Source organism: Streptococcus sp. Marseille-Q6488, assembly GCF_946902925.1.
In the GTDB taxonomy this organism is placed as follows: Bacteria; Bacillota; Bacilli; order Lactobacillales; family Streptococcaceae; genus Streptococcus.
The window spans coordinates 22,309-31,682 of sequence record NZ_CAMPPZ010000023.1 but is presented as its reverse complement, the minus strand read 5'-3'; the positions used below and the strand labels follow the sequence as shown (position 1 = coordinate 31,682).

23 protein-coding genes are annotated in these 9,374 nt (G+C 39.6%); 20 read left to right on the top strand and 3 right to left on the bottom strand.

Annotation, left to right across the window (positions count from 1 at the left end):
- Window positions 1–157 precede the first annotated feature (157 nt).
- From OVN23_RS10120 to OVN23_RS10110, 3 genes are read left to right on the top strand one after another with little or no spacing between them, the layout of a single operon-like run.
- Window positions 158–343, top strand: a complete 186-nt coding sequence (locus OVN23_RS10120; protein ID WP_000274132.1) for a helix-turn-helix domain-containing protein — start codon at window positions 158–160, stop codon at window positions 341–343.
- Window positions 344–354: 11 nt separating this feature from the next.
- On the top strand, window positions 355–552 hold the full coding sequence (locus OVN23_RS10115) for a hypothetical protein (RefSeq protein WP_001057655.1): 198 nt from the start codon (window positions 355–357) through the stop codon (window positions 550–552).
- A gap of 11 nt (window positions 553–563) precedes the next feature.
- Window positions 564–704: a hypothetical protein gene (locus OVN23_RS10110; RefSeq protein ID WP_000993373.1), complete on the top strand. Its 141-nt coding sequence runs from the start codon at window positions 564–566 to the stop codon at window positions 702–704.
- Window positions 705–729: 25 nt separating this feature from the next.
- On the opposite strand, the gene OVN23_RS10105 is transcribed toward OVN23_RS10110, so the two are convergent.
- A complete protein-coding gene (locus OVN23_RS10105) occupies window positions 730–1,260 on the bottom strand; it encodes a hypothetical protein (RefSeq protein ID WP_001135683.1) in 531 nt (176 codons plus the stop codon).
- Window positions 1,261–1,565: 305 nt separating this feature from the next.
- Here OVN23_RS10105 and OVN23_RS10100 point away from each other — a divergent pair, with 305 nt between their 5' ends.
- The 14 genes from OVN23_RS10100 to OVN23_RS10035 all read left to right on the top strand — a co-directional run bounded on the left by OVN23_RS10100 (window position 1,566) and on the right by OVN23_RS10035 (window position 6,716).
- A complete protein-coding gene (locus OVN23_RS10100; protein ID WP_267241047.1) occupies window positions 1,566–1,856 on the top strand; it encodes a hypothetical protein in 291 nt (96 codons plus the stop codon).
- Window positions 1,857–1,868: 12 nt separating this feature from the next.
- Entirely contained in the window at window positions 1,869–2,189 is a 321-nt protein-coding gene (locus OVN23_RS10095) for a hypothetical protein (protein WP_138700194.1), read from the top strand.
- A 15-nt stretch (window positions 2,190–2,204) separates the two neighbouring features.
- Window positions 2,205–2,504 carry a hypothetical protein gene (locus tag OVN23_RS10090; protein ID WP_267241046.1) on the top strand — a complete coding sequence of 100 codons (300 nt, stop codon included), beginning with the start codon at window positions 2,205–2,207 and terminating at the stop codon, window positions 2,502–2,504.
- Entirely contained in the window at window positions 2,495–3,391 is an 897-nt protein-coding gene (locus tag OVN23_RS10085) for a phage replisome organizer N-terminal domain-containing protein (RefSeq protein WP_173218415.1), read from the top strand. The genes OVN23_RS10090 and OVN23_RS10085 overlap by 10 nt, the downstream gene beginning before the upstream one ends.
- Window positions 3,391–3,585, top strand: a complete 195-nt coding sequence (locus tag OVN23_RS10080) for a hypothetical protein (protein WP_173218417.1) — start codon at window positions 3,391–3,393, stop codon at window positions 3,583–3,585. The genes OVN23_RS10085 and OVN23_RS10080 overlap by 1 nt, the downstream gene beginning before the upstream one ends.
- Window positions 3,585–4,046: a class I SAM-dependent methyltransferase gene (locus OVN23_RS10075; protein WP_173218419.1), complete on the top strand. Its 462-nt coding sequence runs from the start codon at window positions 3,585–3,587 to the stop codon at window positions 4,044–4,046. Before OVN23_RS10080 ends, OVN23_RS10075 begins: the two co-directional genes overlap by 1 nt.
- Window positions 4,047–4,055: 9 nt before the next feature.
- Window positions 4,056–4,283 carry a hypothetical protein gene (locus tag OVN23_RS10070; RefSeq protein ID WP_173218421.1) on the top strand — a complete coding sequence of 76 codons (228 nt, stop codon included), beginning with the start codon at window positions 4,056–4,058 and terminating at the stop codon, window positions 4,281–4,283.
- Between the two features lie 86 nt (window positions 4,284–4,369).
- Entirely contained in the window at window positions 4,370–4,765 is a 396-nt protein-coding gene (gene ssb, locus OVN23_RS10065) for a single-stranded DNA-binding protein (protein WP_000609557.1), read from the top strand.
- Window positions 4,766–4,779: 14 nt separating this feature from the next.
- A complete protein-coding gene (locus OVN23_RS10060) occupies window positions 4,780–4,989 on the top strand; it encodes a hypothetical protein (protein WP_173218423.1) in 210 nt (69 codons plus the stop codon).
- Window positions 4,961–5,278 (top strand): hypothetical protein, encoded by a 318-nt coding sequence (locus OVN23_RS10055; protein WP_173218425.1) that lies wholly within the window; start codon window positions 4,961–4,963, stop codon window positions 5,276–5,278. The genes OVN23_RS10060 and OVN23_RS10055 overlap by 29 nt, the downstream gene beginning before the upstream one ends.
- A gap of 1 nt (window position 5,279) precedes the next feature.
- Entirely contained in the window at window positions 5,280–5,789 is a 510-nt protein-coding gene (locus OVN23_RS10050; RefSeq protein ID WP_173218427.1) for a DUF1642 domain-containing protein, read from the top strand.
- A complete protein-coding gene (locus OVN23_RS10045; RefSeq protein ID WP_267241044.1) occupies window positions 5,789–6,070 on the top strand; it encodes a hypothetical protein in 282 nt (93 codons plus the stop codon). The genes OVN23_RS10050 and OVN23_RS10045 overlap by 1 nt, the downstream gene beginning before the upstream one ends.
- Window positions 6,067–6,327, top strand: coding sequence for a DUF1372 family protein (locus OVN23_RS10040; protein WP_173218430.1), 261 nt, complete (start codon window positions 6,067–6,069; stop codon window positions 6,325–6,327). Before OVN23_RS10045 ends, OVN23_RS10040 begins: the two co-directional genes overlap by 4 nt.
- Window positions 6,324–6,716 (top strand): YopX family protein, encoded by a 393-nt coding sequence (locus OVN23_RS10035; protein ID WP_172922637.1) that lies wholly within the window; start codon window positions 6,324–6,326, stop codon window positions 6,714–6,716. The genes OVN23_RS10040 and OVN23_RS10035 overlap by 4 nt, the downstream gene beginning before the upstream one ends.
- A 20-nt stretch (window positions 6,717–6,736) precedes the next feature.
- On the opposite strand, the gene OVN23_RS10030 is transcribed toward OVN23_RS10035, so the two are convergent.
- Both OVN23_RS10030 and mazE read right to left on the bottom strand, forming a co-directional pair.
- Complete coding sequence (locus tag OVN23_RS10030; RefSeq protein WP_138706349.1) at window positions 6,737–7,090, bottom strand: type II toxin-antitoxin system PemK/MazF family toxin; 354 nt, start codon at window positions 7,088–7,090, stop codon at window positions 6,737–6,739.
- On the bottom strand, window positions 7,074–7,289 hold the full coding sequence (gene mazE, locus OVN23_RS10025) for a type II toxin-antitoxin system PemI/MazE family antitoxin (protein WP_001098945.1): 216 nt from the start codon (window positions 7,287–7,289) through the stop codon (window positions 7,074–7,076). Before mazE ends, OVN23_RS10030 begins: the two co-directional genes overlap by 17 nt.
- A 129-nt stretch (window positions 7,290–7,418) precedes the next feature.
- On the opposite strand from mazE, the gene OVN23_RS10020 reads away from it, so the two are divergent.
- The 3 genes from OVN23_RS10020 (at window position 7,419) to OVN23_RS10010 (ending at window position 9,279) form a co-directional block, all read left to right on the top strand.
- On the top strand, window positions 7,419–7,847 hold the full coding sequence (locus tag OVN23_RS10020; protein WP_023940104.1) for an ArpU family phage packaging/lysis transcriptional regulator: 429 nt from the start codon (window positions 7,419–7,421) through the stop codon (window positions 7,845–7,847).
- A 287-nt stretch (window positions 7,848–8,134) separates the two neighbouring features.
- Complete coding sequence (locus OVN23_RS10015) at window positions 8,135–8,701, top strand: site-specific integrase (RefSeq protein WP_138700361.1); 567 nt, start codon at window positions 8,135–8,137, stop codon at window positions 8,699–8,701.
- A 233-nt stretch (window positions 8,702–8,934) separates the two neighbouring features.
- Complete coding sequence (locus OVN23_RS10010; protein WP_050228905.1) at window positions 8,935–9,279, top strand: HNH endonuclease; 345 nt, start codon at window positions 8,935–8,937, stop codon at window positions 9,277–9,279.
- Window positions 9,280–9,374: the final 95 nt, after the last annotated feature.

Here is a 9,374-nt window from a genome sequence, read left to right as displayed (position 1 = left end):
CGATATATTCACACCTCAGACTTCACGAAAAGTGAAATAAAACACCTAACATCAAAGAAGGTCAAACTTTTTTCAAAATCGATAGAATAATTCTATCAAAACTGTTGACAAGTACCAACAGTTTTGAAAAGACCTATTAGTAGAAAGGAAAAAGTCAATGTATGGAGCGAAAATGAGGGAGCTGAGAACGGCTCAAAAGCTGGGCTTGCGTGAGCTTGCCAAGCGAACCTTGATAGACTACACGACCTTGTCACGGATCGAGAACGACCTGAAGGCGGTGACGCTGTCGCAGGCGGTGGTCATCGCCAAGGCGCTAGGGTGTAGGGTAGAAGATATGTTGTAGGAGGAAATAGTATGAATAACGCAGCGCAAAAAGTAACACGGATTGACAGAGACGCCTGGGAGATTGCTACGGAGCTGGCGAACGAGTACGGCGTATCTATTTGTCACATCATCAGTGAGAGCGTCCGCTACTGTGCAGAGAATGCCGAGTTTAAGGAGATGGACGTTGTCGTTAAACGGTTGGTAGTCGGCAGTAAGGTGCTGGAGTAGGAGGGGAAGAGATGAATGCAAATGTAAATGTATTTTATGAATTAACTTGTAAAGACTTGAACGAAGCGATTGACGCAAAAAATAAAATCATCGCCAATACACTTGACGATGAAACTGTTGAGATAAAAATTGAATTCTTACGTGATGTTTGAACTGTAAAATCGCTCGGAGATGGTTCTATCGTAGATCGCGTAATAGAGCCATGGTCGATTGTCTGATAGCTGTAGCTGGAGAATCGCTTTTATTGCTCTCGTTTACAGTGTAGAACATTGCAGATGCCAATGTAGCATCAAGTACAAACTTGTCTATATATTTGTGTTTCTTGCTATCGGAGTAAGTAATTGTCAGTGTAATTCGACCTTTATAATCTGGGTCTATTGATGATGTAAATTTTTGTCCTGGGGCAATCATATTTCCGATAAGTGAGTTGAAGCGGTGTACAGAATTCAATGGATCCAATTCGCCATCTATCTGAATATTATCTATATATGCTGGAGTTTGGCCAAAGTTTTTAAAAACAAAGGTACGTTGTTGATTTTTAACTGCATAGACATCTACATAAACATTAATATAAGGCTTTGCCATATCCTCTGTAGCTTTCTTTGTTTGCCAGAGTGAAATGGTATTAAAAACAAAACCGATAACTGCAATTATTACTGTGATATAGAGTGTCCAAATCTGGACATTATCATTGGTGATTTGTGGCATTAGATCACTTCCTTTCTGCTTTTATTATAGCAAAAAGGAGAGAAAAATAGAAAGGAGAGGAAGAGATGGCAAATAAGGAATTTAAAAATAGTTACTCAGTGAATCTACAACGTACAGAGAAGCTAAAATAGCGTGTGAGAAGCTATTTAGACAAGTCAGCCATGAGATAGAACTCAGAGCGCTGGAAAGTAATACAGTTTGACAACAACGCAAAAAAGCACCTGACGAAGTCAGGCGCATACTAAAACAATTTAAACCATTATATCACAAAAATGCTTGCCCGCATAGTTGAGAGGATGTAGAAAATGGAAGGTATAACGTTACAATTACGATTGGACGGCGAAAGTGCTGAATTGTTCACAAATCAATTATTGGCTTTTGCTGAAAAGCAGGTCAAGGAGCAATTAGAGAATGATCGCATGCCAATCAATCAACAGGCTTTGATGAAGAAGTTTGGCTTTACTCATGCCTATATTAAGAAATTAGAACGTAAAGGGTTAAGATTTCGTAAGCAAGGGAAAGATATTATGTATGATATCAATGATGTTTATGAAATTTTGGAATTAGAAAAAGAAGTACGAAAATTAAGAGCATAAGGAGATTAAAAAATGTTTGAACCACCGATTTTAGACCAGCTTATGGGTGTTGGAGCTTTGCTGATTGGATTTGCAGGGCTTTGCCGTCATATCAAATTGCAAGAGGAGCGTAAGGAAAAAGAAAGACGAGAAGAGCAAGAATTTGCGTCTATGATTACCCAAGGCTATAACCAAGCTTATGAACGTGGTAGAGAGGATAAATGGCAAGAAATCCGCAAGAATATCCGTAGAGAGTTCAAGGGTTTCACCTACGACAACGAACCGCCTGCAGGATTGCGCCCTGAGCCTCTAGCCTTGCCAGAGCCGAAACAGTCTGCAATCAGACTTTTGTAATGATGAGGTCAGGAAATGGAAGAATTGATTGAATCGCTGGATAACCTGATTATGATTGTTAAAGAACTGGAAGGAAGGGAATCAACTTCAAGACATTTTATTACGACATGGGAAAACGATTATAAAAATCTATTACTAGTCAAAGAATACCTAACAGACTATAAAAAACTAGCTAAGGACTATCGTGATGTGGAGCTTAAAAATAAGCTGCTAAAGATTGAAAAAATGGAGCTGGAAGGCAGGTACATCTATGAGGATATGCGAATGAAGTATCGCGCTAACCGTAGGAAATGGGGTGTGAAATTATGGCGTTAAAAAACAAGCGGTATTTCTGGATCCAGCTTGCTCAGGACTTCTTTAAGTCAAAGGAGATGAAACTACTTCGCAAGATTGCTGGCGGAGATACACATACCATCATTTATCTCAAAATGATGTTAATTAGCTTGGAAGACGGAGGGCATATTTACTACGATGGATTGGCTGACAATCTAGCTGAAGAAATCGCTCTTGTCATTGACGAAAATGTCGAAGATATTAAAATTACATTGATTTTTTTAGAAAGCAAAGGATTGTTGACTAGAAAAAATGACAGGGACTATTTCTTAGAGCAAGTTCCTGAGATGGTTGGGAGTGAAACAGCAACTGCCAGAAGGGTTCGCAAGTTTCGAGAGAACAAACAGGTGTTACATTGTAACACCGATGAAACAAAGTGTAACGGAGATATAGATATAGATAAAGAGATAGATATAGAGATAGAGAAAGATATAGATAAAAATAAAAATAAAAATAAAAATAAAAATCCAGTCGAGCTCATCGTGGAAGAATATCAATCTCGTATTGCTCCGTTAGATGGAACTCAATTTGAAATCTTGAAAGAGTTCATCACTTTGGATGGAATGGAAGCGAAAGTTGTTCTGAAAGCAATTGGTTTTGCTGCTGACAATGGTAAACGGAATTTTAGTTATATTAAAGCAATTTTGACGAATTGGAAAAAAGACGGAGTCTTGACGATTGCAGCAGTCGATGAACGTGAGCGAGCCTACAAAGAAAGTAAAATCAAGGGTCAGTCAGGGAATCAAAAATCAAATGTTCCTGAATGGTCTCAACCTAACTATGTGAATACCACGAGCGAGGAGGACAAGGAAGAGCTTGAAAAACGGAAACGTGAATTACTTGAAAGGCTTGAAAATAGAGGTGGCTGATGTTTATTTTAAGACATGGGACAAGAGAGGATAAGCCCTTTCTGATGTCCGCAGTTATCGGAGTGACTGGTTTGGACATTTCATATTCTGAGGAGAAGAAAGCCATGCGGTTTGTTTCTCGTGGGGCAGCCGTACAGGTTGGTAAGGCATTGAGGGGTTGCTTTGGGAACTTTTACCCTGTTGAGGTGGAGTGATGAAAGATATCAGAATACTAGATGCGTGTTGTGGCTCTCGAATGTTTTGGTTTAATAAAAAGGAACCACACACAACATACATGGATAGACGTGAAGAGGAATTTGAGATTCACAAAAAGAAAATCAACGTTAAGCCAGACATTGTTGCAGATTTTCGAGATATGCCATTTGATGATGAAACATTTAACCTTGTTGTATTTGATCCGCCACACCTTTTATGGGCTGGCCAGAAATCATTCATGCGTGCGCAATATGGACAACTAGACTTGTTGACTTGGAGATTAGATTTACAACAAGGTTTTGAAGAATGTTTTAGGGTTTTGAAAACAGGAGGAACACTTATTTTCAAGTGGTCTGATGCTCAAGTAAATGTTAAGGAAATTTTGGAATTAGTCCCACAACAACCACTTTTTGGGCAACAGCGTGGGACAACTCACTGGATGGCTTTTATGAAATTTTAGGAGGTATTGATGTTAAATCTTTACTTCGTCTATAACGGGCACTGCAAGTTTTTCCTTGGGAGGTTTGACAATGTCGATGATCTCATTGAGCAAATGGAAGATCATCAGTGGGCTTTCTCGGCTATCACTCATCCAAGGTTTCAGAAGCACATTGGTCAGCGGACGACACGGTTTGACTATGGTGCGAAGGATTGTTACTATTTAGCGACTTTTTCAGGAGGAGAAGAAAATGATTGAACTTATTAAAGAATTTGGAATGGCGATTCTGTGGTTATTTCTCGGCTACTTAATAGGGGAACGTGCAGCAAGAAAGGAAAAGAAAGATGATCAATAACGTTACATTGGTAGGGCGCTTAACGAAAGACCCTGAATTAAAATATACGCCGTCGAATGTGGCGGTTGCTACCTTTACTCTGGCGGTCAATCGGAACTTCAAGGGAGCAAACGGCGAGCGAGAGGCGGACTTCATCAACTGTATGATGTGGCGCAAGCAGGCGGAACTGTTCGCAGAATGGTGCAAGAAAGGCAATCTGGTCGGTGTGACAGGGCGCATCCAGACAAGGAATTATGAGAATCAGGAGGGGCGCAGGGTCTATCTGACTGAGGTGGTCGCAGATGGTTTTGAGCGACTTGAAAAGCGTGATGATACTGCTAACCGTTCGAACATTGAGGAACAAATGCCAGGATACGCCCTTGAAGAAGATGATTTTCCGTTTTAGTGGGAGGTGTTTGGTTGAAGTATGACAAACAGGCTGAGATTGAAGGACTGAAACGCACAATCGAGCAAAACGAAGAGAAGATAATCGAGTATTCGAAACCGTGCGATGCACGCAAGAGACGGATTAGAGCGCTGGAGCGCGATTTGTTGAAGAAAAAGAATAAAGAATTAAGACAGAAAGTAGAGGAGTTGGAAGATGATGGAAGAGTTAAAGCAAAAAGTTAATGAAGTATACAACTGGACGGTAGAAGACGGGAAACCCAAACCTCCCAAGCAAGATTTACCACAAGCGGTAAAAGACCGGGCGGATTATTTCTGGGAAATGACAGAAGATGGCATGACGTTTATGGGAGTGATGGAATGTATCTTCGCTGATGAAAGACCTAAAGAATACGATTTGGGAGCTACCAAGGATTGGTTGCCAAAATCTAAGGAGTTTGATGATTGGATTAGCTATTCGCCAAGCATGGCTCAGGTAGTTATTGCAGTTTATTTGATTTATGGAGGAAGCTAAGATGAAACTTAAGGAATTGATTGATTATTGTAACGTCTTAAAAGAAAGTAAAAGTAGGTTTATCAATTGTATTGATGTAGACAGAATCATCGATACAATCAAACAACTAGACGAACCAGAAAAAGTCAAAGTTCCGCAGTGTGTTCATAAATATATTCAAGAAGCAAAAGAATATAATTGGGACTTACAAGATTTAATGAAGTCTATAGATGATGAAGATAGTGAGGACCTTCAAAGATGGTTTTATCACGAATGCAATCAAGAAACACTTGCTCGTGCATGGCTTGACGGCTACGATGTCGAGGAAGAGAAGCGGTATCGGGTAAAGATGAAAGGTATCGTAAACGCACTGAGCTTTTTGAGCTATCACAAAAATGCTGATATATGGACGGTCACAGATAAAAATAATTCAGACGGACACAGAGCACATCACACCTGTAAAGAACTAGAAGAAGCTGGATTCGGATGGGTTTTCAATTGTGAAGGTGTTGAGATTGAGGAGGTTGAGTGATGGAAGAAATGAAAAGAGAGTTTGCAGGTAAATTGTACAGAAAAGCTTGTGAAATTGCAGAGTTTTATGAAGAGCAAATGGATAGTGAAGACGATGACGAAGTATTTGATATTGAAGAGTGTTTGGTAGAGTTATGTCAGCTAGTTTTTGACGAAATGATTTTTTGTCAAGCGGCAGTATCGAGAACATACTTCGCAACATTGCCAACAGACAATCTTTATATTATGAGTGAAGCAAGAAAAGAATTGCCTTTTAAACCACGGCAGGAGGTCACAGATTGAAAAGATTTATCGCAATATGGATATTATTATCTGCTGGACTAAACATCTGGCAGATGGACAGGATTCGAGATTTAGAAGAAAAGAAGCCGATGGTTATCTATAAGGCTGATAACGCAGGCGCTGAGATATTTGGCAAGGTCCTTGAGAAAGGACGGCACGGGAAGCTATACACGCTTACTATACGTGACTACGGGGTGTTCGTGGTTACGAAGGACGTGTATGAGAAAGTGAAAGTTGGGGATGAGGTGATGTTATGATACCAAAATTTAGAGCGTGGGATAGACTGCGAAAAGAAATGAATTACAAAGTCATGGTAGGCAATTGTGACACAGATGATGAAAACTGGACTTGTCCTGTCATTTGGATTGAAGATAGAAAAAAGTGGTTACATTTTGATGATTATGACTCTATCATGCAATCAACAGGACTCAAGGATAAGAACGGCAAAGAGGTCTTTGTCGGAGATATTATCAAATGCACAAGAGGATGTCCACATGAAGTGTATTTAGAAAAAGAATATGGTGGTACATTCATAGGTGGAATGCCAGCTGTATACCTAAAAGACTTGGGAGAAGGATATGCGTGGACTGAGCATGAAGAAGTCATCGGCAACATCTACGAAAACCCTGAATTTTTGGAGGAATAAAAAAGCCCAATCCATAAGGACTAGGCTTCGAAGATGAAATTGTAGAGTTGGACAACCTTCTGAAAACTGGTTGTATCCATGGTTGTGATTTTTTGAGCCCTGCGCTCTCTAAAGTCAAAAGTATAGAGTTGGAGTGGATTGACAGAGCCATCTACCTTATTGGAACGCACAGGAACGAGCAGACCTTGTTCTTCTAGTCTGTTTTGACCGTGTGTAATAGGGCATACAGCCACAAATCCAGTCCGCTCCGAATATTCTCTACGAGAGACGACAATAGCAGGACGGCGTTTCTGAATCTCACGCCCAACAGACGGGTCAAAGTCAATCCAGATGATGTCCTGTTTTTCTGGAATGTAATCATATTTCGCTGTCAAGGAATTTTACCCCCTCGAAGTCATCTTCCATGCGTAGGTCTGCATCGCCGCTAAATGGGTCTGGAATTTTTGGAGCTAGGACAATGACATTATCTACACCCTTGTAGACAAACATTTCCTGACCTTCTGGAACGTTGAGTGTTTTGGGAATGGTCACAGTGACAGAGTTCCCAACCTTACGAGTTTTAACAGTATTCATTTGTTTCTCCTTTATTTAGTATACATACAGTATACACCTAAAAAGGGAGCAAGGCAAGAAAAAAGCCAGCACAGCTGACTTCTCGTGTTATAGTTTCGCATAACTATTATATCATGAGGAGGAGTTCGTGTGCAAATAGAGTTATTGGATATCATCGATGAAAAGAAGACAAGAAAGGAAGCTATCAAAGTCCTTAAAAAATACAGTCGTCTGAGACGGATAGCTGGAGAAGAATACGCTCCAAAAATAACAATATCCTACTCGCTTGAACCAAAATCATCAAGTGGTCAGACAAGTAAGCAGGTAGAAAGCATGGTCTTGCGTAGAGTATCAGCTCAGCAGGACCTAGAACTAATCGCTAAAGCAATCAACAATCTTTCTGATATGGAATACACACGTATCCTAATCGAACGATATTGCAGGAAGAAAAGGAGGGAAGACTACAGTATTTATTCAGAACTAGGCTACTCATCCAGTGAGTATTATCGGATATTAAACAAAGCTCTTTTAGAGTTCGCGGAGTCCTATCAAGCAAGCAACCTTCTGGTTTACAAGTGATTTCTGGGAAAATCTTGGGAAAAATCTGGGAAAATCTTGGGAGAATTGGAACGGAAAAAGGTGCTAAAATAGTATTATCCAATGATTGGCAACGAACAGTCATGAGGACTCCTAAAAATATAGAGGTTTCGACCTCTTAGACAGTAAGGACAGGTTAGCAGGTTGTTTGGGTCTCCTTGAAACTTTTACCAAGCGTGCGTTTTACTGCTAGACCAGCTGGTTCAATTCCAGCTACTGTCATATTCAATGCCACGACTAGTGGCTTTTTATGTAGAAAGGAGAGGTACATGAAGAAAGTAGAACCAATTCGTGATTTAGACGATATCGAACGAATGAAAAATTATTTAAAATCAAAAAGTGAACGAAACTATATTCTCTTTTTATTTGGGATATACTCAGGTTTACGAGTAAGCGATATTGTTCCTCTCCAAGTAAAACATGTTACCCAAGACAGAATAGAAATAAAAGAGAAAAAGACAGGGAAAGTAAGAAGGTTCGCAGTTAACCCAGAGTTAAGAAAAGCCTTGAATCGCTACATAAAAGAAAATAATCTTGAAAGTTACGACTACCTCTTTCCGAGCCGGAAGAAAGTTAGGGGCGATGGACTTAGAATCAAGCATATAGGAAGAGTAGCTGTGTATCAATTTCTAAATGATGCAGCAAATCATTCTGGACTTGAACATATTGGTACTCACTCAATGAGAAAAACATTTGGGTACCATCACTACAAACAGAATGGTAATATAGCTATCTTAATGCAGATACTTAATCACTCTGCACCAGATATAACATTGGACTATATAGGCTATAATCAAGATGAAATAGATGAAAGTATGCTTACTTTTACGTATTAAAAGCATGTCTATTTATCATATTGAGAAACGGTAAATTCAATAAATCAGAAATGTAGTTGAAGCATTGCCTAGACTGAGTTAAAGCAGGTTCTCTCGAAAGTCACAAAATATAAGATATGTTAAATACAAGAGGGGGTGGGTGCACTAAAAACACCCCTGTTTTGAAAGATACCGAGGGGGTATATTTGAGAACACCAACCCCCCTACCCTAAAAGAAAGGACCCCCTCCTTAGATGAATACCAACCCCCTCCGTGCAGACCGTAGCGGACCACATAGAGTAGCCTTTGAGAAGAACAAGAAGATTATCTTAAAGACAAGAAACACTTGTGGGATATGTGGCCAGCCTGTAGACAAAGACCTGAGATATCCTCATCCATTAAGTCCAGTCATTGACCACATCGTTCCAGTAAATAAGAATGGACATCCATCTGATATTGCTAACTTGCAGTTAGCACATTGGCAATGCAATAGACAGAAGTCTGACAAGCTATATGCTGATGAGAAGACAAATGGAACAAAGGTTATCGGTAATAGGAACTTGCCACAAAGTACAGATTGGTTTAAATATAAGAGTTAATATTAAAACCATCAGTAATCATTTAAAAAATAAATAGACCGTGTTTTAAAAAAATAATTAGACAGAGATTAAAAAAGAGGACGAGTGTTCCTGCC